Consider the following 26,051-nt stretch of genomic DNA (forward strand, 5'->3'; position numbering starts at 1 on the left):
CTCACGGCCGCTCGCACCCGTGATTTCGGTGCGACGTCAGGTCTGGGGTGGCAGCCAAACCTCCCTCTGCGCGCGTAGCCGCGGCGCGCGCGCGGCGCGGCCGTTCGGCGCGCGGAACTGCAGAGCTCGAAGCGCCTAAACCCGCCCCGCCCGCGCATCCGCGGCATCGACGGCTTCCTGCCGCCAGCCGCGTCGCGAGCGCATCATCCGGCGCAGCGCGAGCCGCGCCATCTTGAGCCAGCCGAACGGGCGCGGGTCGGCGAGCATGCTCAGCGCCCGCGCGTAGTCAAGCGTGAGGCCGGGCGTCCAGGCCATCGTCGCGGCGCGCTTGCGGATTTGCGCCGCGACCCACAGTTCGGGCGTGACGAGCAGCCGCCAGAACGCGCGCCAGCCGGTATCGCGTCCGTGAAATCGGCCGACCGCGCCTTCCAGCGCGGCTTCGAGCGCGTTCGACACCGTGCTCGAACAGTTGCGATACGTGAGGTTGTAGGTCGGTTCCTGCCGATAGGCGTCCCAGAATTCGCCCAGTCGGTCGGGGCTGTAGTTGCGGATGCGGACTTTCGTCGTCGATTCGCACCACGCCTTCGATTCCGTCGCGTAGTCCGGCTGGAACACGCCGGGCACGTCGTTTTCGCGGGTCGCGCGCAGGATGCGGCCGAATTCGTCGGGCGAGCGGTCGATTTCCACGCCCGGATAGAGGCTGATATACACGCCCTCCGGAGATTCCAGCGCAGCGTGGCCGGTCGAAATCACGCCGTTCGCATCGACGGCCGCGATGTAGCGATCGACGATCAGCGTGCGTTGCGCCTGCGTCCGCGCCGATCCGACCGGCGTCCATACATGGACTGTGAGCGCTTTTTCGTCCGGAGCGGGCGGGCCGTCCCATTCGAACGGGCTATCGGCGGCGAGCTGGGTCGCGGATTTCTCGACGATCGTGTGGTCCGCGATCACGTCGTCCGACAGGTTCAGCGTGCGCTTTCTTTCCGGCGGGATGCGCTGCAACGCGCGCACGCGCAGCGCGATCCACAGCAGGTTCCAGCCGCCGAACGCGAGCCCGAGGCCGAGGCAATATGGTGCCGTGCCGACGTAATGCGTCGGATACGGCTGGAAGAAAAATATCGCCAGCAGGATTTCGACGATCGCAAACCCCAGCACGACCCGCCAGCGCGGATAGCGCACGACGAATGCCGACACCGCCTGCAACAGCCCGTCGGCGAGAAAAAGCGTGCCGAAGATCATCGACAGCACAAAGTTGCCGTGGTGATGCCCGGCCAAAATCAGCGCCGCCGCCAGCACGACCGCCGCGCCCTTCACGTAGCGCAGCACGCGCTGCCCGCCCGCGCCGGTCCACGCGACGGCGAGCGTCGCGAGACCCTCGGCGAGCAGCAGATAGGCCAAAAATTCCATCGGGAAATAGATGGCGTTGTCGAGCGCGTCGATGAAAACGCCTACGCCGATCAGCAGCCACAGCAAGCCGACGGCGAACAGCGTGCGCCAGCGTCTGCGCAAATAGTCGACGCCGAGGAGAAGCAAAACGAGCTGGACCATGACGCAACCTGTATTGACCGGACCTCGCAATAATAAGAGCGATGGCCGGGCGAGCAAAATCAGTCGCGCTCGACCCACGCGCGCGCCGCGATCTCGAGCAAGTAGCCGTAGTGCAGCGCGCCAACCGGCACGACCGCGCGCGCGGACTTCCACTCGCCGAAATGGCGCGCGTAAATCTCGTTGAATTCCTTCCAGTGATCGACGCCAACGAGATATACCGTGACTTCGATGCAGTCTTTCAGCTCGGCGCCCGCTGCCGCGAGGACCGCGCGCAGGTTCGACAAGGTCTGTTCCGCCTGCACCGCGAACGGCTGGTCGCCGGTGTGGGTGCCGTCAGGGCGCATCGGCAACTGGCCGGACACGCAGATCAGGTTGCCCGCGCGCGTCGCGTGGCTGTAGTGGCCCGCGGGGATCGGCAGGCCGGGAGCGTTGAGGGCTTCGATTGGCATCGTCGGTTCGGTGGTTGAGGAGACGCCCAAGCATACGCAGCCGCGCCTCACCCCGCCAGTTTCGCCACCAGAAAATCTAGGAACGCGCGCGCCCGGCCCGCCATCGACGCGCTCTGGTAGTACACCGCGTTGACCGGCAGGCGGACGTCGGCGAGGGCGTCGTCGAGAATCGCGCGCAGGCGGCCTGCGCGCATGTCGGCGGCTGTCATGAACTCGGACAGACACGCGATCCCGCAGTCGTTCAGCGCGAGTTGCCGGATCGTCTCGCCGCTCGATGCCGCGAGCGCCGGCGTGATAGTCACGAACGCGCGGGCGGAGCGGGCATCGCGCAGGGGCCAGTCATTGAGGCTTTCCGGCGCCGTAAAGCCGATCAGCCGATGCCGCAGCAATTCATCGACGTCGCGCGGCTCGCCGTTTTCCGCCAGATACGCCGGACTCGCGAGCACCCGCCAGCGCGTGCTGCCGAGCGAGCGCGCGTGCAGCGTCGAATCCTGCAGCGCGCCGAGCCTGATCGCGATATCGACGCGCTGCTCCATCAGGTCGACGATGCGCTCGTTGCTCGTCAGCTCCAGCGTGATATCGGGATAGAGCGCGTTGAACGCCTTCACGTTCGGCACGATGCAGTGGAGCATGAACGGCGACGCGGCATCGACGCGCAGCCGCCCCGCCGGCCGCTCGCGATGCCGCACGATGGCTTCCTCGGCGTCGTCCATCGCGGCGAGGATCAGCCGGGCGCGCGCGAGAAACAGTTCGCCCTCGTCGGTCAGTTGCAGACGGCGCGTCGTGCGGCGCACGAGCGTGGCGTCGAGTTTCGTCTCCAGCCGCGTGAGCGCCCGGCTCACGCCGGAGACGGTCTGCTGCAACGCCTCGGCCGCCGCCGTGATCGAGCCGCAATCGATCACGCTCACGAAGACCTGCAATTCGTCGGTGTTCGTCTTCATCGTTTGTTTGTTGACTCAGAATCAAGATTGATTTGAGACTAGCACTGTTTTTGCGAAAGTCGAATCGGCCCATACTGCCCCTTATCGACACCTTTCAAAGGAGCAGCACCATGAAAATTTTTGTGACTGGCGCAGGCGGGTTCATCGGCGGATCGATCGCGGCGGGCCTCGTGCGCGACGGCCATCAGGTGCGCGGCCTCGTGCGGCGCGCGGAGCAATCGGACGAACTGAAGCGCCTCGGCATCGAGCCGGTGCTCGGCAGCCTCGACGACCGCGCGCTCCTCGCCGCCGAAGCGCGCGCGGCGGACGCCGTCATCAACGCCGCCAGCAGCGACCATCGCGGCGCGGTCGAAGCGTTGATCGAAGGGCTCGAAGGCTCGAACAAGCCATTCCTGCACACGAGCGGGTCGAGCATCGTCGGCGATGCGTCGGGCGGCGAGTCGTCGGAGGCGATCTATCGCGAGGACAACCTGCCCGAGCCCACCGCCGACAAGGCGCCGCGCGTCGCGATCGACAACCTCGTGCTCGATGCCGCCAAGCGCGGCGTGCGCTCGGCCGTGCTCTGCAACACGCTGATCTACGGCCACGGCGCGATTCCGTCGGCGGCAAGCGTGCAGTTGCCGCGCTTGCTGAAGCAGGCGAAGAAGAGCGGCGTCGTGCGTCATGTCGGGCCGGGGCGCAACATCTGGTCGAACGTGCATATCGACGACGTCGTCGATGCGTACCGCCGCGCGCTCGACAAGACGCCGCCGGGGACGTTCTATTTCATCGAGAGCGGCGAAGCGCCGTTCCGCGAAATGACGACGGCGATGGCAGAGGTGCTGGGTTTGGGCGAGCCTCAGGACTGGCCGCTCGACGCCGCGAAGGAAGAATGGGGTTATGAGATGGCGTCGTACGGGCTCGGGTCGAACAGCCGGGTGCGCGGCGAGCAGGCGCGCAAGCTGCTTGGATGGACGCCGAAGAGGACGTCGGTCGTCGAGTGGATCAAGAATGAAATGGTTTGACTTCGGGTACGGGGTGACTTTGCTGGATTAGAAAAAGCCGTTCCAACGCGTTGGAACGGCTTTTTCGCGGCCTTCGCGGCCTTCGCGGCCTTCGCGGCCTTCGCGGCCTTCGCGGCCTTCGCGGCCTTCGCGGCCTTCGCGGCCTTCGCGGCCTTCGCGGCCTTCGCGGCCTTCGCGGCCTTGGCGGCCTTGGCGGCCTTCGCGGTTTTCGCGGTTTTCGCGCCTGCAGCTACGTCAAGCTTCGATTCCGCTCACGTGACCGGCACTACACCGGCCAGCGAGTCTTAAATCCCTACCGCAACTGCCTCACAAACCCCTCGATCTCCTCAGCCGCCATCCCAGACGCCGCCGCCGCATCGCGAATCTGCTGCCACGTCGTCGGATCGATCGGCACGCCGTTCGCGCCCCGCTCCTCGCGGCGCGCGTCCTCCGGCTCGCCCGGCGCGTAGATGCGCTCGACGCCCGCCTGCACCGGCGACGCCTTCACCCACTCGATAAACGCCTCCGCCTCTTCCTGCGCTGCGGGTGCATCGAATGCGTCCGGATCGAGGATCACCGATGTCATGCAATTCATGATCGCGCTCGTCTTCTGCAGCGTGCTTTCGCGCGTCGTGTAGCCGCCCGACAGCGCGCCGCCGAGAATCTCGCACATGGCGGCCAGACCAAATCCCTTGTGCAGCCCGAACGGCAACAGTGAGCCGAACGGCTCCTCGTGCATCACCTTCGGCTCTACGGTCGGCGTGCCGTCGTGTTCGATCAGGTAGCCCGGCGCGACCTTCACTCCCTTGTTGTACGCGACGCGCGTCTTGCCGTACGCGATGCCGCTCGTCGCGAAATCGAGCACGAGCGGCGTCTTGCCTTTGCGCGGGAACGCGGCGCAGAACGGATTCGTGCCGAAGCGCCGGTCGATGCCGCCGAACGGCGCGACGAGCGGGTCGCCCGCGACGTTCACGAAGTGAAACGACACGAGGCCGGCCTTCGCGCACTGTTCGGCCCAGTGCCCGATGCGCCCGATGTGGTGCGCGTTGCGCAAGCCGACCGCGCAGACGCCGAGTTTTTTTGCGCGCTCGATGCCGTGCTCCATCGCCTCGTAGGCGACGACCTGGCCAAAGCCCTTGACGCCGTCGATGGTGAGCACAGCGCCCGCATCTCGGACGATTTCGGCGTGGGCGTTGAGCTTGAGTTCGCCGTCGGCGAGCGAAGCGACGTAGCGCGGGATCATCCCGACGCCGTGCGAATCGTGGCCTGACAGGTTCGCCATGACGAGATGATCGGCGACGAGTTCCGCCTCGCGCGGGGTGCTGCCAGCGCGTTCCCAGATCGCGCGGACATAGGTGTGGAGGGCTTCGGCGGGGATGCGTGGTTCGTGTGTCTTGGGGTCGGTCATCAGAAGTTTTGTCTCCATTATGCAAGTGCAACGCGGAAGCCATACTCTACAGACGATCGATTGGCCTTACCACTTTTGGCAAGAAAAAAGGCGCGCAGAACCGACCGCGCGCCTCCGTCATCCCGCGTGAAACGTCAACGCGTCGCCGCAATCACCTCCGCAACCGCCGACGTCAGCTTCTTCCCATACGGCACATGCAAAAATTCATTCGGCCCATGCGCGTTCGACTTCGGCCCGAGCACGCCGCACACCATGAACTGCGAGCGCGGAAAGCCTTCCTTGAGCGTATTCATCAGCGGAATCGTACCGCCCTGCCCGATGTACGCAACATCCGCGCCGAAATGCCGCCGCGACGCATCGTTCAGCGCCGCTCCGAGCCACGGCGCCAGGTCCGGCGCGCTCCAGCCGGTCGCCGCGCCCGCCTCCGGCTTGAACGTGACCTTCGCGTTATAGGGTGGGTCGAATTCGAGCAGCGCCTTCAGTTCCGCGACCGCCTGCGTCGCCTCGACGAGCGGCGGCAGACGCAGCGACAGCTTGAACGCCGTGCGCGGCGCGAGCACGTTGCCGGCATCGGCGAGCGGCGGAAGGCCGGACGCGCCCGTCACCGTGAGCGATGGCCGCCACGTCGAATTCAGCAGCGCCTCCTGCGGATCGGTCGTGGTCGGCAGCACCGATCCGCCGTCCTGCCCGCAGCTCCACGGCAGCTTTTTCCAGACGTCGTCGCCGAGGATGTGCGCCGTCGCTTCCGCTTCCCGCAGGCGTTGCAGCGGGATCGGGCAGTGAAAGCCCTTCGGCAGGAGGTTCCCAGTGCCGGCATCTTCGAGACGCTCGAAGAGTTGTCGCATGATCCGGAACGTCGATGGTGCAATGCCGCCGTAGCCGCCCGAATGGATGCCTTCGTCGAGCACCTGCACTTCGAGATCGCCCGCGACGAGGCCGCGCAGCGACGTCGTCAGCCAGAGCTGGTCGTAGTTGCCCGCGCCGGAGTCGAGGCAGATCACGAGGCCGACATCGCCCAGCCGGTCGCGCAATGCATCGATATACGGCAGCAAATCGTAGCTGCCCGATTCCTCGCACGTCTCGATGATGCCGACGCAGCGCGGCCGTTCGATGCCCTGCGCGTCCAGCGCGGCGATCGCGGTGATGCTGGCGTAGGTTGCGTAGCCGTCGTCAGCGCCGCCGCGGCCGTAGAGCTTGTCGTCTTCGAGCTTCGGCGTCCACGGACCGAGGTCGCGGCGCCAGCCTTCGAATTCGGGCTGCTTGTCCAGATGCCCGTACAGCACGACGGTTTCCGTGCTGCCCGAACGCGTCGCGGGCGCTTCGAAAAAGATCACCGGCGTGCGCCCGGCAAGCCGCACGATCTCGACTTTCAGACCCGTCACCGGCTGCTGCTCGACCCATTGCACGGCGTCCGTCACGACGCGTTCGATGAAGCCGTGGCGGAACCAGTCGGCGTCGAACATCGGGCTTTTGGCGGGGACGGCGATGTAGTCGGTCAGCGCGGGAACGATCTCGTCGTTCCACTTGCGCTCGACGAAGGCGGTCAACGCTCCGCGATCGAGTTGAGGGGCGGCTTGCTGCGTGGTGTCATCGGAAATCATGACGGTCTTTCCATCCGATTTAAACCTCAATCATAGACGCGTTTCGACACTCATAACCGCTCCTTACGGCACGCGGCGCGGCCCGACCGGGCGCAGCACCGCCTCCTGCACGCGCTCGCCGGTGACGGTCGCGCGAACAAGCGTGGGGTCGGCATCGATCGCTTCGTCGGTGAAAGGAAAGCGCGACCACGTCTTCGAGGCGAAAAGCCGCGTCGCGTCGCCGGAATGCGGGGAGGCGGGATCGTCGGATTCGGAGTGCGCGAGCATCGTGTCGGCATCGACGCCCTGCTGGCCGAACGACACCACCTGCATGTAACTGTCGCCCTGGCCGTTCACGTCCATCGAATAGCCGCGGGAGTCGAGCGGCCGGCGCGCGCACACGACCGTGAAATACCCGACTTCGTCGCAGCCACCGTAGAGCGGCACGCGCGCGCCGTTGCGCGTCGTGTAGAGGATGTCGCCGCGCCGCGAATTCAGCGCGAAGCCGTTTAGCTTGAGCGCGAGTACCGCGCCGCCGAGCGCCTGCTTCAGATCCTGCACCACCGACGGATTCGACGTGTTGAAGCCGCCCGGCGTCGCGAGCGGCTTGGCGGGGTCGAAGGCGTTCGCCCACAGCCGCTCCGGAGCGATGCGCACGAGGCGCACCCAGAATTCGTCCCACAGATTGGCGCCGCGTGCGTCGGTGTTCGCGGTGCCGTCCCAGGCGCGCAGCACGTCGCAGGCTTCGCGCAGGTTGTTGGTCGGATCGCCGAAGTTGCAGGCGGCATCGAGCAGCGGCTTCCGGTACAGCCGCTCCGACATCGATCCGGAATCCAGCACCGCCGTTTTCAGCGCATCGCGCGTGATGCCGCCGGGCTCGCGCTGAAGCTGCGCGGCGAGCAAATGCCCGTAGCGCGTGCGCAGCGACTGCGACGTGCCGGTCGCGCCAGCGATGCGCGGATAGCCCGTCATCGGCGCATTGGCGTTGGTGAGCCAGTAGCTGTCGTTGAAATTGCCGACGTAGTCGCCGCGCGCGATGCTCGGCATCTCGTCGACGGGGAGCGCGCCCGCCTGCGCCGCCGTGTCGTCGACGCGCCACGCGCAGGCACTCTTCGCGCCGTCGAGAAAGGCGACGCCCGGCACGCGACCCGCGAACGAACGGCCTGCCGGCGTCGTGCAGGTGTCGAGAACGGTGTCGGGCACGTTCGGCATCGGGCCGATGTCGGCGAACCAGACGCGCGCGTCGCCACGCCCGATCGCGAACGTGTTGACCCACGGCATCGCGGCGAAGCGCTTCTGGATCGAGATGAAATCGGTCAGCGAGCGCGCCTGGTTCCACGCGAAGAAATTAAGGAACGCGCGATTGTTCTCGGCGTTCACGTCGCGCAGGGCGAAGGCGCGCTGCGCGGTCCAGCCGAGCCCGGGCGCCATCGGCGACAAATCCGCGACCGGTCCGAAGCGCGTGCGATACAGCGTGCGCGTGACCGGTTCGGTCGAGCCGTCGGGACGGCGCGTCTGCACGGTGATCTGCACGGGCGTCATCGGCTCGGAGCGGCCGTCGACGACGTAGCGTGTCGGGTCGGCGGGATCGAGCGTCAACTGGAACAGGCCGAAGCGGCGCACGGTCGAGACCGTGTGCGTCCACGCGACGTTTTCGTTGAAGCCGAGCACGATCACCGGCACGCCGAGAAACGACACGCCCGCCACGTTCACGACGCCCGGAATCGTCAGTTGCGCCTGATAGAAGCGGTCCGGGCCGCGCCAGAACCAGTGCGGATTGCCGAACAGGAGGCTGCTGTCGTCGTGCGTGATCGGCGCGCCGAACGCGAGCGCGTTGCTGCCGACGCCAGGCGTCTTGCCGATGTCGACGTTCGTGGTTTTTTCGACTTCGCCAGGCGCGGCGGGCGCCTCGGCCGAAGGCGCACGCGGCGGCCGCGCGTTCGCGATCTGCTGCAGGAACTGCGTCGATCCGCCGGCGAGGTTCGCGGCGATCAGGCGCTGGTAGACGTCGGCGGAGGTGATCCGATCGACCCACGGCTTGCCCTTGCAGGCGGCGTGGGCGTTGGGGAAGCGGCCGGCGTCGAGGTCGCGGAGGTATCGGTTGTAGCCGGCCGCGAAGCCTTCGATCAGGCTTTGCAGCGTGGCCGGCTGCGCGGATCGATAGCGTTCGACGGCGGCGCCGTCGACGATGAAGCGGAAGAAAAAGTCAGCGTCGATGTTGCGCGGCTGTCCGAAGGTCGCGCCGGCGGGCGGGCGCGCGTCGGCGCCAAACCAGGCGGAGCGCTCGCCGCGATAGGTCACGAAGGCGTCGGCGAGCGTGCAAAGGTTGTCTTCCGCCTGCGCGTATCCGTAGCCGTAGCCCAGGCTGCCCCAGTCGGCGGCCTTGACGTGCGGGATGCCCGACTGCGTGCGGCGGATTTCGGCGGTGTAGGGGGTGTCGGACCGGGAGGCGGAGGCCGACGGCTGCGGCTGCAACTGCATGCAGCCCGCAAGGACGACGAGCGCGGCAAAAAGGAGCGTGGCTGTCTTGGTCATCGAAGGAGCCTTCCATTCGTTCGAGAGGCAGCAGCGTCGCCCTCTGGAACCACGCGCGAGGAGAAACGCCGCGTGGCGGGCCGTTGCCGCGTAGTTTGTCCGCCACGTCTCATGGCTGCTGCGGCAAAGTATGCCATCGGGCACACCGTCGGACGACGCCAAAACCTAGCCGCCGAAGTCTGCGAACATCGATCGGCGCAAAATGGCGTGACTGTCTTTGAACGCCGGTGAGATGCCCGATCCAGACTCCAATCCGCGCCCGATTCCGCCCGAGCGCCCCGCCCCGGACGACTGCTGCCAGAGCGGCTGTCATCCGTGTGTGTTCGATCTCTATGAAACCGCTCTAGAACGCTACGAAGCCGACTTGCGCGCGTGGGAATCTCGTGCGCGGGCAACGCCGTCATAAGCCTCGTTTCGGCAGCCGAGAGCCCGACGCGCTATCCTTGTGGCCCCTGTCAAACCACAGTCAAAAAAGGAGACACCCATGTCCCTGACGATGTATCGCGCGTCGATTCCGGCGTTCATCCGCGGCCTCGAAGTGCTGTCCACGCTGCTCGAAAAGGCGGCCGCTTTCGCCGACGAAAAAGGCATCGCCCATGCCGACATCATCGGCACGCGGCTCGCGCCCGACATGCTGCCGTTCGCCGCGCAGATCCAGCGCGCGAGCGATACGTCGAAGCTCTCGGCGCAACGACTCGCGGGCGGCGAAGCACCGCGCTTCGAAGACAACGAGGACAGCTTCGACGCGCTCCAGGAACGCATCGCGAACACGATCATGTATTTGAAGAGCATCGACGCGAAGCAACTCGACGGCAGTGACACGCGCACCATCACGGTCAAGTTCAAGGATGCGCAGCCGAGCTTCAGCGGCGTCGATTATCTGCTGGGGTTCGGGCTGCCGAACTTCTATTTCCACGTCGTGACGGCGTACGACATCCTGCGGCATCTGGGCGTGCCGATCGGGAAGATGGATTATCTGGGGCTGTTGAAGTAAGCGCGGCCAGCGCCTTTATGTAGGCCGCGCCGCCTCGTTGGCGCGCGCGGCTTCTTACTGTTTTACGCCCCGTTGCGCGCAGCAATCTGCTTCTGCCACCCGCCAAGGATGCGCTTGGCGAGCACATCGTAATCGCCGCCGAAGTGGTGATCGCCCGGCAGCCTGACCACGTCGATACCCGTCTTCGTCAGCGTCGGACACAGCGTGTCCTCTTCCTTCTCGCCGTAGATGCACTGCACGATCGCGGGCGGCAGCTTCGCCAGCTCGCCCTTCACCGGCAGCGCCTTGTCGCTCGCCGGCATGCCGAGCCAGCCGGTCACGCGAATCTGGAAATCCGCCGTCGGCGCAAACCCCATCAGCGACACATACGACACCTTTGCGCGCAACGCGTCCGGCAGACGGTTGTAAGCGAACGGCATCACATCGGCGCCGAACGAGTAGCCGACCAGCGCGACATGGCTCGTATGCCAGCGCGCGCTATAAGTCTGGATCACGCGGCCGAGGTCGTGCGCGGTCTGTTGCGGCGTTTTCTCGCTCCAGAAGTAGCGCAGCGCGTCGATGCCGACCACCGACACGCCTTCGCGCTGCAGCGCCTCGGCGATCGTCTTGTCGAGATCGCGCCAGCCGCCGTCGCCGGAAATGACGATCGCGAGCAGGTCAGTCGGGCGGGACGCGCGCAGTTCAACGAGCGGCAGGTCGGACACGTCTTCCTCACGCTCGACGGTTGCGCGCAGATGCGGAGCCGTCATCGCGACGAGCGCGTCGGCCTTCGTGCGCCCCGCCTGCATCGCGCCACGCTCGACGAAACCGGGCAAGCCCTTGCCGTGCGTGATCGTCGGGTCCGGCGGACAAAGGTCGAAGCGCGGATCGAGTTGCTTCTCGGCGTCGAGCGAAACGGCGCCTGCGACAGTGTTCTCCGGCGCCTGCGCCAGAATCCGCTCGGCGAGGATCGCGCCCTGCCCCGTGCCCGCGATGATCGGCGCGAAATAGCGGCTCGTCTGCACGCCGCGCTCTAGCTGATGGCTCACGGCTTCGGCATCGCCGACGAGGTTATGACAGCTTTCCTTCTCCGCCGGCGATTTCAGGCGCGCAGCGTAGCGCTCCGTATCCACGCCGACGACCATCGCGCCGTTCTTCGCGAGCGCATCGGCGGCTTGCTGATCGGCCGGGCTCCAGCCGCTTTTTTCCGAAAACAGCACGACGAAGCCGCGCATTTCGCCGACGGGCTTCGTCAGCGTGACCTGGCCGTAGCGGCCGCCCGGGATCGTGGCGGCGTGGGCCGCGGAGATCAGCGCGAGCGAAACCGCCGCGACCTTCAACAAAAATTTCATGAACGCCATCCGCCCGCGAGCAGCGAGAGGTCCGCCAAAGTGAAAAATACGCCGACCGAGCCGGACGCCGCGAGATAACGCGGCTCCCAGCGCGGCTGGAACTTGCTTTTGAATCCGCGCAGGCCGCGGAAATTGTAGAAACGCCCGCCAAAGCGCCAGATCAGGCCGGCCAGGCGGTGCCAGTACGACGCGAGCGGCGTCGGCTGCATGCCGGAGAGCGGCGCGATGCCGAGCGACAACGACTGGAACCCCGCCTGCTTCAGATGCAGCGCGAGCTTGGTGAACAGATACTCCATCGCGTAAGGCGACGCGTCGGACACATGGCGCATCACGCCCACCGTCGCTTCGGTGTTCAGGTCGGTCGTCATGAACGTGACGAACGCGACGGGCGTGCCCTGCTGGCGCACCAGCAGCACCGATTGCGCGGCCAGATAGTCCTCGTTGAACGCCGCCACCGAGAAGCTCTTTTCGCGCGCGAGACGGCTTTCGAGCCACGCATCGGAGATTTCGCGCAGCATTGGCAGGCTTTCAGGCACGCGCGCCGGTTCGATCACTTCGACGTCGAAGCCATCGCGTTCGCCGCGTTTCAGCGCATAACGCAGATGCGCGCGATGCGAGCCCTTCAGGTCGAAATCGCTCAGAACGACATGCGCTTCCTCGCCGAGCTTCATCAGCGTGAGGCCGGCGTCGAGGTAGAGCGGCAGCGCGTCGGCGCGCACCTGGTAGAACGCGGCGCGGCCATGGTGCGCATGCGCGAGCTCGACGAACTTGCGGATCAGTTCCGCCCATTCGCGGCGCGGACCGACCGGATCGTGCAGCGCGGCCCATGTGCGGCCGTGCTTCGCGTACATCAGGAACGCCTCGCGCGACTCGGAAAACAGGAAGCTCTTGTCGCCCATCATCGCGAGGCCGGCGTCGCTGCGCTCCTGCGCGCGGAAAATGCGCGCGGCGTCGAGCAGGTCCTGCGGCTCGGGCATCACGAATCGGCCAGCGGCCGGACGCAGCAATTGCCACATCGCGAAGACGGCGGCGAACAGGACCGCGGCGAGCGTCGCGCGCAGCGCACGCGGCGCGCGGTTGTCGAACGCGAACTGCCACCAGAGGTCGCCGCTATAAGGAACGTCGCGGAACGCGAAGAACATGACCCACACCGCCAGCAGCATCACGACGGCGACCGACGCGAGCCACGTCGCCGTGAAACGCTCGGCGAAGAGCGACGAACGGCGGTTGAAGCGCTCGCGCGTCGCGAACAGGAGGACGATCAGGAAGCCGAGCACGCCCGCTTCGACGAACGCGAGACCCTTCGCCAGCGAGAGCGCCAGATTCGCGACCGCCAGAATCATCGCGAGCCACCAGGCGGCGTCGAGCCGGCGCAGCAGCCCGCGCGCGACGAACAGCAACAGCACGCCGAGCACGCTGCCAAGCAATTGCGAGCTTTCGAGCACCCAAAGCGGCAGAATCGTCTGCAGCGTGGCGATGCGTTTTGCGAATGCAGGCGTCGCGCCGGAGATGACGAGCATCGAGCCGGCCACGAACGTGACGATGCTCAAAAAGAGCGGCGCGAGCTGCGATACGTGGCGCGGGCGCAGGAACGCGAAGCGGCCTTTCAGCGCGCGGCCTTCGAACGCGGCCATCACGCCGGCCGAGAGGATCAGCGGCACGCCGAAGTAGATCGCGCGGTACGCGAGCAGCGCCGCGACCATTTCGGGCGTTTGCACGGTGCCGCCGAGCGCGAACACCATCGACGCTTCGAACACGCCCACGCCGCCCGGCGTATGGCCGATCATGCCGAGCAGCATCGCGGCGGAGAACACGGTGATGAAATCGCCGAAGCCGACTTGCGCGTGCGGCAGGAGCGCCCACAGCGCGAGGCCGGCGGCAATGACGTCGACGATCGCGAGCACGATCTGAGCGACGAAATCGCGGCGCGCGGGAATCGTGAAGCGCAGCCACGTCCAGCGCGCGGCCAGCGTGCGCGGCGCGGCGCCGCAGCAGGCGATCATCACGGCGAACACGGCGACGAGCGCCGCACCGGCCGCCCGCAGCGCGACGGGCGAAAGCGGCATCATGCGGGCCAGGGTATCGGCGGAAACGATCATGCCGACCGCGGTCATCAGCACCAGCGATAGCGCAAGCGTGACGCTCGTGAACACCGTGAGCCGGCCGATCTGTGCGGGCGTGACGTCCGCCGCGCCGTACACGCGGCAGCGCACCGCGCCGCCGGTGAGCGCGCCGAAGCCGGTCGCGTTGCCGAGCGCCGAGCCGACCGTCGCACCGACCCACAACAGCGAGCGCGGCACCTGCACGCCGACGTGCCGCAGCCCGACGGCATCGCGCCCGATCAGCGCGCCGAAGCTGAGCGCGGTGGCGAAAAGCGCGGCGCCCCAGGCATCGAGGGGCAGATGGCGCAATTGCCGCATCACCGATTTGTAATCGACGGTTTGCGACAGGTGCTGGAACACGGCAAGCAGGAGCGCGCACACGACGACCGTGAGGACGGGCGCCGTGAAACGCTGCAGGCGATGAGCGTGGGACCAGCTGCGGACTTTCGCGACTGTGCGGGCGGGATCGAACAACTTTCTGCGGGGCATGCGTTCAACCAAGGTGACAAGAACCGTCGCAACGGGGCCCGATTGCTCGGGCGCCGCTCTGGCGGCATTAGCATTTTCCGTGGAGCTTCTGCGGGTTTTCCGCCGTTGTCTCAGAGGCGAAATAATGCATCGGCGGCATATGGGGCCGGCTCTTGCGGACGGCGTCTTATCTTATTAAGTAGGAACGCCTGTATAACGGCGTGGGTTGACGTGACTTAAGTAATTGAGAAGAAAGTCACTCGAATAATTCTGAAAGTTACCGATCGATCGTAAGTGTTTGCTGAATTTCGGGGGTTTGGACCAGCTCGACGAGCTTTCGGATCGCATCGCCCGCTGGCTTTACGGTTCGTCAGCCGAACGGTTAGCATCGGGGACGGCGATTTTTCCGCGTCGCCGCCTGCGAAACAAGCCGCCAGCGCGCGGCGACATCACGAAAAGGCATCGAAACGCATGAAATTTCCCGCCCTCGCCTCGTCCGCCGCGACCTGCGCGCTTGTCCTCACTGGCTGCGCCGCAGCTATGGATGACAACAATCTGATGAAAAACGTGCCGGTCGGCTCGGGTACATCGCACCTCGAAATCTATCCGTTCATCGAGTGCGTGAAGGCGAAATGGGCGCCGCAAGCCGGACGTCTGCGCCAGTACACGCCCGACGCGGACGGCCAGGTCCTCGCCGTGCGCAGCGCGAGCGGCAGCGGCGATGACGTCCTGCTGTACGCGCAGCCGTCGCCGGCAGCGCGCAACACCGGCTACACGATCTACGGAGATATCGCGGCCGCCCGCTACGTCTCGGCGGCGCATGCCTGCGACTGAGTCAGCGCTTCAAGAAGCCTTGCCGCCGCCGTTCAGATCGACACCCGCGCGATGCGTGCCGACGATCCGCCCGATCAGATAACCGTCCGACGCGCAGGCGTTGAGGCGCTCGTTGCCGTTCCACTGGATCTTGTATTGATCCTCGCGTGACTGGACGCTGGCGGCGTCGAACTTGCGTTTCGGTGGTGTTTTGACGCCCCCGTCGCGCGCCTGCTCCAGCACGAGGCGGTTCCACGTCAGCGCGTAGCCGTAGCGCACGCCGTCGGCGAAAGCGTCGTTGTCGCAGACTTGCGACGGCGGCACGAGCTTGAGGGTCACGTGATAGCCGCTCGACCCGCCGACCATGATGCGCTGTTCACCCGGCGGCCCGGCCGGCACCGGCGGGCCGACGAACGTCGCCGCCGCACCCGACGCCGAATTCGGTACGGGCGGCAGGCTGGCGTTGACATCGGTGGATTGGGGAAGCGGCGCGCACGCGCCCAGAAGGAGCATCGACGCGCCTAGCGCCGCGCCGAAAACTTTCAAACGTCTTAGGAAAATCACCTGCGATTCCGTCTCAAATAATCCGACCGCTACCTTAACATCTCAGACGAATCTCACATTTACGCTGCGCTTTCACCAGACTGATCCGATCGCCTCCATGACCCTCCACACCGTCATCTACGACACCGACCCCGGCATCGACGACGCCATCGCCCTCGTTTTCCAGGCGCTGCATCCGGATATCGAACTGGCGGGGATCACGAGCGTGTTCGGCAATGCGTCGATCGCGACGACGACGCGCAACGCCCTTTATCTCGCCCAGCGGTTCGCGCCGGGCGTGCCGGTCGCGCGCGGGGCGGCCGCGCCATTGCAGTGCGCGGCGCCCGAGCCGCTCGGCTGGATCCACGGCGACGACGGCCTCGGCAACATCGAACTGCCCGAAGTCGATCACGCGCCGCTCGATTCGCGGCCGGCGCACCGGTTCATCGTCGATACGGTGCGCGCGCGTCCGGGCGACATCACGCTGCTCGCCGTCGGGCCGCTCACGAGCCTGGCGCTCGCGCTCGCCGACGATCCCGGCATCGCGGAGTTGGTCAAGGAAGTGGTGATCATGGGCGGCGCGTTCGGCATCGGCGGCGTGCTCGGCAACGTCACGCCGGCCGCCGAGGCCAACATCCACTGCGATCCGCACGCCGCCGACCTCGTGTTCGCGGCGCCCTGGAAGGTGTCGATCGTCGGGCTGGACGTGACACACGAAACCGTGATGACGACGGCCTATCTCGCCTCGATCCGCGACCGGGGCGGCGATGCGGGGCGCTTTGTCTGGGACATTTCGCGCCACTACGAACGTTTCCACTCGGAGAGCGGCCAGACCACGGGCATCTTCGCGCACGATTATTCGGCCGCCGCGTACATCGTCGCGCCGCATCTATATGGAACGCGCGGCGGGCCGGTGCGTGTCGTGACGGAGGGCATCGCGAACGGTCTGACGATTCAGAAGCCGTTCGCGATGCAGGTAGACGCGCCGGACTGGGACGGCCGGCCGTCGTGTGAAGTCTGCGTCCACGTCGATGCGCCGGGCGTGCTCGATCTCTTCGATCGCACGCTTTGCGACGAAAAGGCTTAGGCCAGTTGTTTGGCCAGCCAGTCGCGCAACGCCTCGATTTCCTCGATGCACACCGAATGCGGCATCGGATATGTGTGCCATTCGACCGGGCAGCGTTGCGCCAGCGCGAAATCGCGTGCTTCCTCGCCTAAACGCAGCGGGAGGACGTCGTCGGCGGTGCCGTGGGCGGCGAAGATCGGCGTCTCGCGGTTGGCCTCGCTGAACGCCGCGTCGATCACGCTCGTCGACGGCACGTAGCCCGACAGCACGATCAGCCCCGCCAGCTTTTCGGGATGCGTGAGACCAGCCGAATACGTCATCGCGCCGCCTTGCGAGAAACCCGCGAGGAAAATTTTCTCCGTCGGGATGCCGCGCGCGTTCTGCTGCGCAATCAATTCACGCACCGCGCCGCACGACGCCTCGATGCCCGCCTCATCGACGCGCCGGTTGATCCCCTGGAACGACAGGATGTCGTACCACGCGCGCATCACGTAGCCGTTGTTCGCGGTGACGGCGATCTCCGGCGCGTTCGGGAACACGAAACGCACGGCGGGCGCGTCCTGCAGACGCAATTCGGGCACGAGCGACACGAAGTCGTTGGCATCGGCGCCCAGGCCGTGCATCAGGATCACGGCGAATTCGGGATCGGGCGCGGTCTCGATTTCGATCGTCGACGGTTGGTCGGTCATGTCTGCGGCTCCGTTTTATTACAGTCAGATGATGGGAATCAGCACGAGGATGATGCCGACGAGCGACACCGCCCACACGAGCGAGCGCAGGAACGGCACGCCCGCCGCGTACAGCGGCAAGTAGATCACGCGCGCGACGATGTAAACAAGCGCGCCCCAGTGCGTCATGACACCCTCGCGCCCGGCGACGTGCGCGATCAGGATCGCGGCGGCAAATACCGGCAGCGTCTCGAAAAGATTGCTCTGCGCGCGCATGAGGCGGCCGGTCAGCTTGCCGGGCGGTGGCGCGGGCGCGTCGCGCGGACCGGCGTTGTAGCCGATGCCCGTCTCGCCGTTGCGCAGCACGGCGGGCAGCATCACTTGCACGAGCGCGAGGACCAGCGTCCAGGCGAGAACCGTCAGTTCGAAACTCATGGTGACTCCTTGGGGCACGTTCGACTATTTTCGGGATGGTGCCGGCCGCGTGCGCGCACATCATGCCATCGCGCCCGGGCAGCGTGTAGGCTAGGCGTTTTGGCCAGGACCGCGCTTATGCAGACACTTCCGTTGCGCCTCGTCCCCGGCGACGATCTGCGCGCGTCGCTCGAAGCCATCGCCCGTTCGCAGGCGCTGTCCGCCGCGTTCGTGCTGCAGGGCATCGGCAGCCTGAGCGTCGCGCGGCTGCGCTACGCGGGCATCGACGATCCCGCGCAGCTTACCGGCGACTTCGAGATCCTGACGTTCGCCGGCTCGCTTTCCATCGATGGCGCGCATCTGCATATGTCCATTTCCGATCGCGACGGACGCGTGTTCGGCGGACACGTCGCGACAGGCTGCATCGTGCGAACGACGGCGGAAATCCTCATCGCGCTGCTCCCGGAGCACACCTTCTCGCGCGAATCCGATCCGCGCACGGGCTTTCCGGAGCTGGTCGTCAGGCCGCGCTAGCGCGTCGGCTGCGGCGGCGATGCCACGCCATCCGCGTCAATTCGATGCTCAAAATGCACGCGACGAGCCACGCCGTCCCCGACGCGAAGCCCGCCAGCACGTCGCTCGCGAAATGCACGCGCAGGAACACGCGGCTGCAAGCGGTCGTGAACGCGACGACCGTCGCCGCGACCACGACCGGTTTGTGCCACCGCGCGGGCATCGTCCGCACGAGGACGTACGCGATCATCCCGTAAGTCACGAGCGAGCCCGACGTGTGCCCGCTCGGAAAGCTCCAGCCAGCGGCGGTGGCGATGGCCTGATCATGCACCGGCCGCACGCGCTCGAAAATGTGCTTGAGCGTCGTGTTGAGCACGCCGTTGCCCGCGATCGCGAGCACGAAGCCGAACGCGAGCAGCCGCCGCCGCGCAAATAAGAGCGCCGCCGCCCCGCCGACGCACCACACCGTCAGCAGCCATGGATCGCCGAGATGGGTAATCCATGCGAACGCACGGATCACAGCGGGCGGGACGGACGCGGCGATCGCATCGGCGAAAGTCTGGTCGAGGCGGCCGAGTTCTTCTTCAGCGCCGAGTTCGTCGGCGATCGCGGCGAAAAGCGCCGCTGCGCCCGCGATGATCGCGAAACTTACAGCGAGGTGGATGAAAAGCAGTGTCTTCGGCGGCACGCGGCTTTCTTCGCGCGGCACGCCGTAGAGCAAGACGAGCCGCCACGCCATCGGCACAACAATTACGAGCACCAGCAGCAACACGCCGAAGCCGGCGAGCGCATGTTCCCCGACGAAGCGTGCGATGGCATCGGGATCAAATGGATTCATGGGGTTTCGCACGGCTGACGTGCTTCATCGAAGACGAGATCGTGCTGCGTCACGCGCGCGAACGCCCCGCTCGCTTCCGCGAAATCCCAGCGCTCGACCACCGCCCGGCGCGGCCCCGGCGCCGCGTGCTCGTAGCGGATCAGGTTCACCGAATTGTTGATCTCCCCGCGCACCCGCGACGACACCGCCGTCCCCGCCTGCACCGCCCACATGCGGCGCGGCAGGTTGGCGAACGTGTCGTGCAGCGGCAGCACGTACGGCAAGTGGATGTGGCCGCCCGCGATCAAGTCAGCGCCCGCGCGCGCCCAGCGCGACACGGCGCGATCGCGTCCGTGCAGCAGATTCGCTTCGTCCTGCGCGCGCGTGACGGCCACCGGCTGATGCGTGATCACGACGCGCAACTGCGCGGGCGTCGCGCGCTCGAGCCGCTCGGCGACGCGTTTGATCTGCTGCATCGACACCTCGCCGTCCTTGTGGCGATACGGGCGCGTCGTATTGAGCGCAATGACGAGCAGTTCCGGCGATTCGTAGACCGGTTCGAGCTCCCGCCCGAACACGCGCTGATGATTCGCGTACGGATGGAACACGCGCGCGAACAGGTTGAAGAGCGGAATGTCGTGATTGCCGGGGACGATGAGCGTCGGCGTTTCGCCCAGCTTGTCGACGAAAGCGCGCGCAGCCCCGAACTGCGCGCGGCGTGCGCGCTGCGTCAGATCGCCGGACATGAAGATGAGATCGGGCGGCATCGATTCGATCAGCGCGAGCAGCGCATCGACGACGCGCGGTCGTTCGGTGCCGAAATGCGGATCGGAAATCTGCAGCAGCAGCGTCATGAGCGATTGGCGAGGGCGATTTCGGGCTCCGGCTTCAGCAAAAAGAGCGGTTCGGGCGCGACGTGGAATTCGAGCGGCATGTCGAGATGCGTCAGTTCGCCGTCGGTCGCGATTTTCACGCGGCGGCGCCGTTTGGACGGATGCGTCACCGTGATGCTGCGAAACGCGAAGCTGATCACGTTGTCCGCGTCGCTAAGGCGGCCGGCAGCACCGCGCAGCGACAGAAAAATCTGCGCGATCCGGCCGACCGCGCGCGGCGCGATGGCTGCGAGCAAGCCCTGTTCCAGCAAAGGCGCTTCCTTCATGCCGATCTGTTCGAGTTGCAGCCGGTTGTTACCGACGAAGAGCGTCGAGGTGCGGATTTCGCGCATCTGTCCTTCGTGTTCGATATGCAGCCGCAGATGGCGATGCCGACGCAGCATCGTCGCAGCCGCCGAGAAGAGCGCGATCAGGCGGCTGCGGCCGAACTGCTGCTTGTAGGTTTCGCGGTCTTCGAGGAGCTTCGGATAGAGCCCGAGGCTCGCGTTGACGAGGAACATGCGCCCGTTCACCACGCCGACCTGCACCGGATAAGCGCGCGCGGTGAGAAGGAGCCGCGTCGATTCCTCGAGGCCGGCGGGGATGCCGTGGTCGCGGCTGAAGTAATTGAACGTGCCGCGCGGGAGGACGGCGAACGGGCAGCCGCTGCCGAGTGTCGCCTGTGCGACGGCGCAAAGCGTGCCGTCGCCGCCCGCGCCGACGACCACGCCGTTCTGCTGGATCGCGTCTTCGACGGCCATTCGGGCGGTGGCGGCAAGTTGCGTGGGATCGTCGACGAGGCGCAGTTCGTATCGACGGCCCGCGCCGCCGAGTTCGCGGTCGAGGATTTCGCGCGTCAGGTCGCCCTGCTTGCGGCCTGAGCCAGCGTTCATGACGATGAAGAACGGGGCGTCGGGCGGGACGGTGAGCGCGGAAACGGCGCGCTCAACTGTAGGGGTCATGGGGCGGGCGCTCCTTGGGGGCGGGCGATGGCGCTCGTTCGGAAGGCGGAGCGGCGCGCTTGCGTTAGGCGGCGCGGCAAGTATACGAGTTCATTACAGGAAGCTTGGTTCCGGATCGTCTCGGGGTGTTTCGCTTATTTGGTCTGATGCAGACTAAGCCGTAACCGCCCCACGTCATGGAGCACGAAGCCCCAACACGAGCCATATCGCGAAAAACCGAAATGCACCTGCCGTTGGCGCATGAGGTGCAGATGGCCGTCCAGAGCCAGCGGGCGCTGTCCGCTATTCTCGTCACCGCTGGCAAAACAGTCGCAAGAATTGGGGCTCGGGTACGAATGAGGCATTCGCAGGGCATGGCGATGTAAAAAAACCGCCGATAAAAGTCGACGGTTATCTCGCACTTCGTACGCACCGGCAAGCTACTCGCTACTCGCCGACTACGCCGCGATTCTAGGAACCGCGGCACATCGACACGCTCACGTATGCTCGCCGCGAATATAAAACTCGAGCTGCTGAATGGTGAACTGCTGCTCAGAGATGATGTTCTTCACCAGATCCCCGATTGAAATCATCCCGACGAGCTTCCCGCCGTCGATCACGGGCAAGTGCCGCATGCGCTTGTCGGTCATGAGGGCCATGCAGTCGTCGGTGGTCTGGTCGAGGCGCACGTAGCGCACCTGCGCGGTCATGATGTCGCGCACCGGCGTCTGCTTCGACGCGCGGTCCATCAGCACGACCTTTCGCGCGTAGTCGCGCTCCGTCATGATGCCGACGATTTCCTCCCCTTCCGTCACCACGACCGCGCCGATGTGCTTTTCCGCCATCATCTTGATGGCGTCGAATACGGACGCGGTCGCCGCGATCGTAAACACCGTTTGATCGGGCTTCGAATTCAGAACCTGTGCGACAGTTGCCATCGAGCGCCTCCGTTTGACCGCACGGCGCGCATCGGCCGATGCACGCCCTCTTTCTTCTTCGGGATCGCCGCCCCTGGTTCGCGGCGTGGCCGGGAGCGCCTGGAAGGGCAATTACGCCCTGATTACCCCGACCATTCAAAAAGTATAGTTCAGAGACACGCGCCGATGTGCGCCCCCGACCCGCCATGACTCGCGCAAATCCGCACGCGACGCGAAACACCTTCAGTTTCGCAGAAAGTTGCCGCTAATCAGCAATCCATCGTCTGCAAGCGGGCGATAACACACAGCGCAACCAGCGTTTCCAGCGACGATCAGGGGAAAAGAGTGAGCAGTTCACAGCACGATATCGAGCAGCGCGTCAGGCTCGCCGGCAACAACATGTTCGAATTGCTGCTGTTCCGTCTGGGCGAAGCACCGGACTCGGAGCAGCGCGAGCTCTACGGCATCAACGTCTTCAAGGTGCGCGAAATCCTCGCGATGCCCGCCATCACCGCCGTCGCAGGCGCGAACGCGGAAATTCTCGGCGTCGCGGATATTCGCGGGCAGATCATTCCCGTCATCGATCTGGCGAAAGTCACCGGCTGCCGGCCGAAAAACGGGCCGAAGATCCTGCTCGTCACGGAATTCGCGCGCACGACGCAAGGCTTCGCCGTCGAGGAAGTCGACGATATCGTGCGGCTCGAGTGGAATCAGGTGCTCTCGGCGGAATCGCATTCGAGCGGGCGCACGGTGACGAGCTTCGCGCGGCTCGACGGCAACGTCGACGGCTCGCGGCTCGCGCAGGTGCTCGACGTGGAGCGCATCGTGCGCGACGTGCTGCCGTCGACGGAACCCGACATCACCGAGGAACAGACCGGCCGCGTCAAGCTGAAGCCGGGCGCGAAAGTGCTCGCCGCCGACGATTCCGGCGTCGCGCGCAGCCTCATCGAGCAAAGCCTGACCGCGATGGGCGTGCCCTTCGTGATGACGAAAACGGGCCAGGAAGCGTGGCACGTGCTGCAAACCGCGCAGAGAAAGGCGCAGGCCGACGGCACGGACATCGGCGATCAGATCGCCCTCGTCCTGACCGATCTCGAAATGCCGGAGATGGACGGCTTCACGCTCACGCGCCGCATCAAGGCCGACGCGGGATTGCAGTCGATTCCGGTCGTGATCCATTCGTCGCTGTCGGGTTCGGCGAACGAGGAGCACGTGCGGAAGGTCGGCGCGAACGCGTATGTGTCGAAATTCGTGGCGGCAGAACTGGCGTCCGTGATGCGTCAGGCGCTTTACGGGACGTGATCGCGTTCGAATAGGCCGCGTCGTAAACGGATCGGCGCCCGGTGCAGTCAGACCTCGTGAGTCTGCTGCACCGGGCGCCGTTTCGTTTCTACTGCGTTCAGGTCCGTGGGATGGGCGACCGGAACGCCGTTCGATCAGCGACCGAAGAAGACCGAATTCGTGTCGTTCGATTGCGCGCGGTTGCCCGATTGAGCCAGCGAGTCACGCGAACCGCCGTAGGCGCGGGCGTCCGAACCGGTTGCTGCTTGCTCGGCGGCGATAGTCTGCGCGCTCGGGCCTTGTTGCGACGACGGTGCGCCGACAGCCGGGCGATACGACGGTGCCGGGCCGTAGCCGCTGGCGAAAGCCGGGGCAGCGAGGGTAGCGGAAGCGGCGATCAGAAGGACAGCGAGAAGATTGCGTTTCATGGTAGTTGCTCCAGAGTCGTTTGACGTTTCGATTCGTTTCAGAAGGCGCCGCAGCAGACTTTCGAGAAACTCTGTGCTACGTCGATGAAATGGAGTGTATACCCGCACTATCGATTTTTTATCCCCATAAATTTCAATTGTCTTTTCAAGATAGGCCAACAATCGATCTAACACGGTTTTAGTTGAAATCGCGCAAATACCCGCCACGCAAAGGCTTGCGCGATTCGAGCGACGGGGTCGGTTTCGGGGGACGGAACAATCGCGGCGCAAAGTTTTTTGCGGTCGCGCTTGGTGGAGCGTGCTGGAGGCTAGTGGAGCAGGCGCTGAATCAGATGAACGAGTTCGCGCGGCGTGTTTCCTTTTTGGCAGTAGCCGTCGAAGCCGGCGTGCACGCCTTTCGTGCGGACGTAATCCTCGGCGAGCGCCGTAAACGCGATGATCCCGACGTTGCGCGTCGGTGGAATGCGGCGCAGGACGCGCGCGGTCGCGAAACCGTCGTGCTCCGGCATGCTGATATCGAGAACGATGACGTGCGGCACCCAGCCGTCGATCGCATGCAGCGCATCGACGCCGCTCAGCACGTAGCGGGTATCCAGACCGTCCGCGGCGAGCGCGGCGGCGAGACCTTCGGCGCTCGCTTCGTTATCGTCGACGACGAGAATCCGCCAGCGCTTTACGTCGGCGTCGGAGTCGACACTTCGGTCGGTCCAGAGGACACAGGAACAGGAACGGGAACGCGGCAAGACTGAATGCATGTGACGCACGCTCGGAATATTCGTCTTGGTGTGAGCAGCAGGTTTCGCGCCTGACATGCACAACACGTGGACAAACACGCCGTGCGCGGCGCTCAGGCCTCGTCTTTTTTGCCCTTGCGGCGCTTGGCCGTCGCTTCCTCGTTGTCGCGCAGCTTGGCGTTCGCCGCGACGAGCAGAGCGGCGTCGCGCTGAACGAGCGCGTGTTCGAGACTTTCGAGCGCCTCGCGCAATGCGGCTTTATCGGCTTTATTGAGCGGCGCCGGGGCGTGGTCGATCACCCGTTTCGCTTCTTTTTCCAGTCGCTTGAAGAGTTTCGTGCCGAAACGGCTGTCGATGGCCTGTTCGCGCAGCAGATCGCCGAGGGTCGCCGCGAGCCGCGTCAGCCCGGCGGCGCTCGTCTGCGTGGGTTCATCGATTTCGTCCTGAAATTCCACCGCGATTCTCCCGTAAGCCCAGTTCTGCATGCCGTGCGGATGCACGGTCATCGTGCGCAGCGCCATCGTAGCGCGTCAATGTGACAGTCATACGTGCCTTTCAATATGCACGGTTTCACCGATTGGCGCAGCGATCGAAACGCCGCACACGTCAAAAAGGGCCTCAAGCGGTGGCAAACTACGGCACGCGATCCCAAAAATACACGCCCCCGACGCCACGCATGAATTCCCCCACTCTCAAGGCCGCGCCCTACGGCTCCGACTTCTCCGGCCTCGTCTGCGGCTTTCGCTTCGTCGCAGATGAACCCGGCGTGCCGATCGACTCGAACGGCGTGGTCCAATGGATCGAGAGGCACGATACCGCGAAGGAATTCCTCTGGCTGCACTTCGATCTCGCGAATAGTTCGTGCGAGCGCTGGATGCGCACGCGGCTCGATCTGCCGGAAGCCTTCTTCGAAACCCTGCGCGACGGCTCGCACTCGACGCGCATCGAGCATCAGGAAGGCGCGCTGCTCGCGGTGATCAACGACGTCATCTTCAATTTCGAGCTGACGCCCGCCGAAATCGCGACGCTCTGGGTCTACACGCACCAGAAGCTGCTCGTGACGGCGCGCCTGAAGCCGCTGCGCTCGGTTGATACGCTGCGCGAATCGGTGCGGCGCGGCGAGGTGTTCCGCTCACCGGCGGAGTTGCTCACGCACCTGTTGCGCGATCAGGCCGATCTGCTCGTGCAGATCGTGCGGCGCACGAACGTCGAAGTCGACCGGATCGAGGACCGTTTTCTCTCTATGCGCGCGCCCGCGAGCCGCTCGGATCTCGGCGCGATGCGGCGCGTGCTCGTGCGCCTGCAGCGGCTGCTCGCGCCGGAACCCGGTTCGGTGTTCCGGCTGCTCGCGAGGCCGCCGCGCTGGCTGCATCTGCACGACGTGCAGGACCTGCGCGACGCGACCGAGGAGTTTTCGCTCGTGCTCGGCGATCTGGCGGGGCTCGTCGAACGGATCAAGCTGCTGCAGGAAGAAATCGGCACGCGCATGGACGAGCAGAGCAACCGCACGCTCTTCACGCTCACGCTCGTCACCGTGCTCGCGCTGCCGATCAACATCGTCGCGGGGTTCTTCGGGATGAACGTCGGCGGGATTCCATTCGCCGAGAATCATCACGGCTTCTGGCTGATGGTGCTGATCGTCGCGACGTTCACCGTGCTTGCGGGATGGTGGGTCTTCCGCAGGCGGCGCGGCGACCAGTAGCGG

Annotated in this window: 26 protein-coding genes; 8 read left to right on the top strand and 18 right to left on the bottom strand. The window is 65.7% G+C overall.

All coding sequences use genetic code 11. The annotated features are described in order from the left end of the window. Positions 1-135: 135 nt before the first annotated feature. From AWB67_RS00730 to AWB67_RS00740, 3 genes are read right to left on the bottom strand one after another with little or no spacing between them, the layout of a single operon-like run. Positions 136-1,548 (bottom strand): HdeD family acid-resistance protein, encoded by a 1,413-nt coding sequence (locus tag AWB67_RS00730; protein ID WP_087654314.1) that lies wholly within the window; start codon positions 1,546-1,548, stop codon positions 136-138. Positions 1,549-1,607: 59 nt separating this feature from the next. After that, positions 1,608-1,997: a RidA family protein gene (locus AWB67_RS00735; protein ID WP_087654315.1), complete on the bottom strand. Its 390-nt coding sequence runs from the start codon at positions 1,995-1,997 to the stop codon at positions 1,608-1,610. A 47-nt stretch (positions 1,998-2,044) separates the two neighbouring features. Continuing rightward, entirely contained in the window at positions 2,045-2,938 is an 894-nt protein-coding gene (locus AWB67_RS00740) for a LysR family transcriptional regulator (protein ID WP_087654316.1), read from the bottom strand. A gap of 110 nt (positions 2,939-3,048) precedes the next feature. Between AWB67_RS00740 and AWB67_RS00745 the strand changes: the two genes are divergently transcribed. After that, complete coding sequence (locus tag AWB67_RS00745; RefSeq protein ID WP_087654317.1) at positions 3,049-3,942, top strand: NAD-dependent epimerase/dehydratase family protein; 894 nt, start codon at positions 3,049-3,051, stop codon at positions 3,940-3,942. A gap of 292 nt (positions 3,943-4,234) precedes the next feature. Here the strand turns inward: AWB67_RS00745 and AWB67_RS00755 are convergent, their stop codons facing one another. The 3 genes from AWB67_RS00755 to AWB67_RS00765 form a co-directional block, all read right to left on the bottom strand. Next, positions 4,235-5,329 carry a malate/lactate/ureidoglycolate dehydrogenase gene (locus tag AWB67_RS00755; protein ID WP_087654318.1) on the bottom strand — a complete coding sequence of 365 codons (1,095 nt, stop codon included), beginning with the start codon at positions 5,327-5,329 and terminating at the stop codon, positions 4,235-4,237. A 134-nt stretch (positions 5,330-5,463) separates the two neighbouring features. Then, positions 5,464-6,930 (bottom strand): M20 family metallopeptidase, encoded by a 1,467-nt coding sequence (locus AWB67_RS00760; protein WP_087654319.1) that lies wholly within the window; start codon positions 6,928-6,930, stop codon positions 5,464-5,466. Between the two features lie 63 nt (positions 6,931-6,993). Beyond that, positions 6,994-9,444: a penicillin acylase family protein gene (locus tag AWB67_RS00765; protein WP_087654320.1), complete on the bottom strand. Its 2,451-nt coding sequence runs from the start codon at positions 9,442-9,444 to the stop codon at positions 6,994-6,996. 232 nt (positions 9,445-9,676) lie between these two features. On the opposite strand from AWB67_RS00765, the gene AWB67_RS00770 reads away from it, so the two are divergent. Beyond that, on the top strand, positions 9,677-9,850 hold the full coding sequence (locus tag AWB67_RS00770) for an oxidoreductase-like domain-containing protein (protein WP_087654321.1): 174 nt from the start codon (positions 9,677-9,679) through the stop codon (positions 9,848-9,850). Positions 9,851-9,928: 78 nt separating this feature from the next. Beyond that, the gene (locus tag AWB67_RS00775) at positions 9,929-10,438 is read left to right on the top strand and encodes a DUF1993 domain-containing protein (RefSeq protein ID WP_087654322.1); all 510 of its coding nucleotides are present in this window, start codon (positions 9,929-9,931) and stop codon (positions 10,436-10,438) included. 62 nt (positions 10,439-10,500) lie between these two features. Here the strand turns inward: AWB67_RS00775 and AWB67_RS00780 are convergent, their stop codons facing one another. Together AWB67_RS00780 and mprF are read right to left on the bottom strand one after the other, a co-directional pair. Then, complete coding sequence (locus AWB67_RS00780) at positions 10,501-11,778, bottom strand: virulence factor family protein (protein WP_374729789.1); 1,278 nt, start codon at positions 11,776-11,778, stop codon at positions 10,501-10,503. Further along, a complete protein-coding gene (gene mprF / locus AWB67_RS00785) occupies positions 11,766-14,360 on the bottom strand; it encodes a bifunctional lysylphosphatidylglycerol flippase/synthetase MprF (protein ID WP_087654519.1) in 2,595 nt (864 codons plus the stop codon). The genes AWB67_RS00780 and mprF overlap by 13 nt, the downstream gene beginning before the upstream one ends. Positions 14,361-14,810: 450 nt before the next feature. On the opposite strand from mprF, the gene AWB67_RS00790 reads away from it, so the two are divergent. Next, positions 14,811-15,173, top strand: a complete 363-nt coding sequence (locus AWB67_RS00790) for a hypothetical protein (RefSeq protein ID WP_087654323.1) — start codon at positions 14,811-14,813, stop codon at positions 15,171-15,173. Between the two features lie 9 nt (positions 15,174-15,182). On the opposite strand, the gene AWB67_RS00795 is transcribed toward AWB67_RS00790, so the two are convergent. Continuing rightward, positions 15,183-15,665 (bottom strand): hypothetical protein, encoded by a 483-nt coding sequence (locus tag AWB67_RS00795; protein ID WP_087654520.1) that lies wholly within the window; start codon positions 15,663-15,665, stop codon positions 15,183-15,185. Positions 15,666-15,813: 148 nt separating this feature from the next. Here AWB67_RS00795 and AWB67_RS00800 point away from each other — a divergent pair, with 148 nt between their 5' ends. Then, positions 15,814-16,782 carry a nucleoside hydrolase gene (locus AWB67_RS00800; protein WP_087654324.1) on the top strand — a complete coding sequence of 323 codons (969 nt, stop codon included), beginning with the start codon at positions 15,814-15,816 and terminating at the stop codon, positions 16,780-16,782. Here the strand turns inward: AWB67_RS00800 and AWB67_RS00805 are convergent. Together AWB67_RS00805 and AWB67_RS00810 are read right to left on the bottom strand one after the other, a co-directional pair. Continuing rightward, positions 16,779-17,450 carry an alpha/beta hydrolase gene (locus tag AWB67_RS00805; RefSeq protein ID WP_087654325.1) on the bottom strand — a complete coding sequence of 224 codons (672 nt, stop codon included), beginning with the start codon at positions 17,448-17,450 and terminating at the stop codon, positions 16,779-16,781. The genes AWB67_RS00800 and AWB67_RS00805 overlap by 4 nt on opposite strands. 24 nt (positions 17,451-17,474) lie before the next feature. Further along, positions 17,475-17,864: an MAPEG family protein gene (locus AWB67_RS00810; RefSeq protein WP_087654326.1), complete on the bottom strand. Its 390-nt coding sequence runs from the start codon at positions 17,862-17,864 to the stop codon at positions 17,475-17,477. A gap of 117 nt (positions 17,865-17,981) precedes the next feature. On the opposite strand from AWB67_RS00810, the gene AWB67_RS00815 reads away from it, so the two are divergent. Further along, on the top strand, positions 17,982-18,377 hold the full coding sequence (locus tag AWB67_RS00815) for a PPC domain-containing DNA-binding protein (protein WP_087654327.1): 396 nt from the start codon (positions 17,982-17,984) through the stop codon (positions 18,375-18,377). Here AWB67_RS00815 and AWB67_RS00820 read toward each other — a convergent pair. The 4 genes from AWB67_RS00820 to AWB67_RS00835 form a co-directional block, all read right to left on the bottom strand. Beyond that, positions 18,364-19,194, bottom strand: a complete 831-nt coding sequence (locus tag AWB67_RS00820; protein ID WP_087654328.1) for a phosphatase PAP2 family protein — start codon at positions 19,192-19,194, stop codon at positions 18,364-18,366. The two genes, AWB67_RS00815 and AWB67_RS00820, sit on opposite strands and share 14 nt — an antisense overlap. Further along, positions 19,191-20,027 carry a metallophosphoesterase family protein gene (locus tag AWB67_RS00825; RefSeq protein ID WP_087654329.1) on the bottom strand — a complete coding sequence of 279 codons (837 nt, stop codon included), beginning with the start codon at positions 20,025-20,027 and terminating at the stop codon, positions 19,191-19,193. The genes AWB67_RS00820 and AWB67_RS00825 overlap by 4 nt, the downstream gene beginning before the upstream one ends. Beyond that, positions 20,024-21,007 carry a diacylglycerol/lipid kinase family protein gene (locus AWB67_RS00830; protein ID WP_087654330.1) on the bottom strand — a complete coding sequence of 328 codons (984 nt, stop codon included), beginning with the start codon at positions 21,005-21,007 and terminating at the stop codon, positions 20,024-20,026. The genes AWB67_RS00825 and AWB67_RS00830 overlap by 4 nt, the downstream gene beginning before the upstream one ends. A 476-nt stretch (positions 21,008-21,483) precedes the next feature. Further along, positions 21,484-21,924, bottom strand: a complete 441-nt coding sequence (locus AWB67_RS00835) for a CBS domain-containing protein (protein ID WP_087654331.1) — start codon at positions 21,922-21,924, stop codon at positions 21,484-21,486. Between the two features lie 324 nt (positions 21,925-22,248). On the opposite strand from AWB67_RS00835, the gene AWB67_RS00840 reads away from it, so the two are divergent. Next, a complete protein-coding gene (locus AWB67_RS00840) occupies positions 22,249-23,205 on the top strand; it encodes a chemotaxis protein (protein WP_087654332.1) in 957 nt (318 codons plus the stop codon). Positions 23,206-23,339: 134 nt separating this feature from the next. On the opposite strand, the gene AWB67_RS00845 is transcribed toward AWB67_RS00840, so the two are convergent. The 3 genes from AWB67_RS00845 to AWB67_RS00855 all read right to left on the bottom strand — a co-directional run bounded on the left by AWB67_RS00845 (position 23,340) and on the right by AWB67_RS00855 (position 24,867). Beyond that, on the bottom strand, positions 23,340-23,612 hold the full coding sequence (locus AWB67_RS00845; protein ID WP_087654333.1) for a hypothetical protein: 273 nt from the start codon (positions 23,610-23,612) through the stop codon (positions 23,340-23,342). Positions 23,613-23,920: 308 nt separating this feature from the next. Continuing rightward, the gene (locus tag AWB67_RS00850) at positions 23,921-24,367 is read right to left on the bottom strand and encodes a response regulator (protein ID WP_087654334.1); all 447 of its coding nucleotides are present in this window, start codon (positions 24,365-24,367) and stop codon (positions 23,921-23,923) included. A 92-nt stretch (positions 24,368-24,459) separates the two neighbouring features. After that, entirely contained in the window at positions 24,460-24,867 is a 408-nt protein-coding gene (locus tag AWB67_RS00855) for a hypothetical protein (RefSeq protein WP_235024990.1), read from the bottom strand. A 155-nt stretch (positions 24,868-25,022) separates the two neighbouring features. On the opposite strand from AWB67_RS00855, the gene AWB67_RS00860 reads away from it, so the two are divergent. Then, a complete protein-coding gene (locus AWB67_RS00860; protein ID WP_087654335.1) occupies positions 25,023-26,048 on the top strand; it encodes a transporter in 1,026 nt (341 codons plus the stop codon). The last annotated feature ends 3 nt before the right edge of the window (positions 26,049-26,051 follow it).

Source organism: Caballeronia terrestris (assembly GCF_001544515.1).
In the GTDB taxonomy this organism is placed as follows: domain Bacteria; phylum Pseudomonadota; class Gammaproteobacteria; order Burkholderiales; family Burkholderiaceae; genus Caballeronia; species Caballeronia terrestris.

Bases quoted from the DNA above. Each gene is read 5' to 3' on its own strand.
- AWB67_RS00800 (WP_087654324.1), top strand. From the start codon at position 15,814: ATGACCCTCCACACCGTCATCTACGACACCGACCCCGGCATCGACGAC.
- AWB67_RS00820 (WP_087654328.1), bottom strand. From the start codon at position 19,194: ATGAATCCATTTGATCCCGATGCCATCGCACGCTTCGTCGGGGAACAT.
- AWB67_RS00855 (WP_235024990.1), bottom strand. From the start codon at position 24,867: ATGGCGCTGCGCACGATGACCGTGCATCCGCACGGCATGCAGAACTGG.
- AWB67_RS00810 (WP_087654326.1), bottom strand. From the start codon at position 17,864: ATGAGTTTCGAACTGACGGTTCTCGCCTGGACGCTGGTCCTCGCGCTC.
- AWB67_RS00780 (WP_374729789.1), bottom strand. From the start codon at position 11,778: ATGGCGTTCATGAAATTTTTGTTGAAGGTCGCGGCGGTTTCGCTCGCG.
- AWB67_RS00760 (WP_087654319.1), bottom strand. From the start codon at position 6,930: ATGATTTCCGATGACACCACGCAGCAAGCCGCCCCTCAACTCGATCGC.
- AWB67_RS00735 (WP_087654315.1), bottom strand. From the start codon at position 1,997: ATGCCAATCGAAGCCCTCAACGCTCCCGGCCTGCCGATCCCCGCGGGC.
- AWB67_RS00830 (WP_087654330.1), bottom strand. From the start codon at position 21,007: ATGACCCCTACAGTTGAGCGCGCCGTTTCCGCGCTCACCGTCCCGCCC.
- mprF (WP_087654519.1), bottom strand. From the start codon at position 14,360: ATGCCCCGCAGAAAGTTGTTCGATCCCGCCCGCACAGTCGCGAAAGTC.
- AWB67_RS00860 (WP_087654335.1), top strand. From the start codon at position 25,023: ATGAATTCCCCCACTCTCAAGGCCGCGCCCTACGGCTCCGACTTCTCC.
- AWB67_RS00755 (WP_087654318.1), bottom strand. From the start codon at position 5,329: ATGACCGACCCCAAGACACACGAACCACGCATCCCCGCCGAAGCCCTC.
- AWB67_RS00745 (WP_087654317.1), top strand. From the start codon at position 3,049: ATGAAAATTTTTGTGACTGGCGCAGGCGGGTTCATCGGCGGATCGATC.
- AWB67_RS00835 (WP_087654331.1), bottom strand. From the start codon at position 21,924: ATGGCAACTGTCGCACAGGTTCTGAATTCGAAGCCCGATCAAACGGTG.
- AWB67_RS00815 (WP_087654327.1), top strand. From the start codon at position 17,982: ATGCAGACACTTCCGTTGCGCCTCGTCCCCGGCGACGATCTGCGCGCG.
- AWB67_RS00775 (WP_087654322.1), top strand. From the start codon at position 9,929: ATGTCCCTGACGATGTATCGCGCGTCGATTCCGGCGTTCATCCGCGGC.
- AWB67_RS00770 (WP_087654321.1), top strand. From the start codon at position 9,677: ATGCCCGATCCAGACTCCAATCCGCGCCCGATTCCGCCCGAGCGCCCC.
- AWB67_RS00740 (WP_087654316.1), bottom strand. From the start codon at position 2,938: ATGAAGACGAACACCGACGAATTGCAGGTCTTCGTGAGCGTGATCGAT.
- AWB67_RS00795 (WP_087654520.1), bottom strand. From the start codon at position 15,665: ATGCTCCTTCTGGGCGCGTGCGCGCCGCTTCCCCAATCCACCGATGTC.
- AWB67_RS00825 (WP_087654329.1), bottom strand. From the start codon at position 20,027: ATGACGCTGCTGCTGCAGATTTCCGATCCGCATTTCGGCACCGAACGA.
- AWB67_RS00845 (WP_087654333.1), bottom strand. From the start codon at position 23,612: ATGAAACGCAATCTTCTCGCTGTCCTTCTGATCGCCGCTTCCGCTACC.
- AWB67_RS00730 (WP_087654314.1), bottom strand. From the start codon at position 1,548: ATGGTCCAGCTCGTTTTGCTTCTCCTCGGCGTCGACTATTTGCGCAGA.
- AWB67_RS00790 (WP_087654323.1), top strand. From the start codon at position 14,811: ATGAAATTTCCCGCCCTCGCCTCGTCCGCCGCGACCTGCGCGCTTGTC.
- AWB67_RS00805 (WP_087654325.1), bottom strand. From the start codon at position 17,450: ATGACCGACCAACCGTCGACGATCGAAATCGAGACCGCGCCCGATCCC.
- AWB67_RS00850 (WP_087654334.1), bottom strand. From the start codon at position 24,367: ATGCATTCAGTCTTGCCGCGTTCCCGTTCCTGTTCCTGTGTCCTCTGG.
- AWB67_RS00765 (WP_087654320.1), bottom strand. From the start codon at position 9,444: ATGACCAAGACAGCCACGCTCCTTTTTGCCGCGCTCGTCGTCCTTGCG.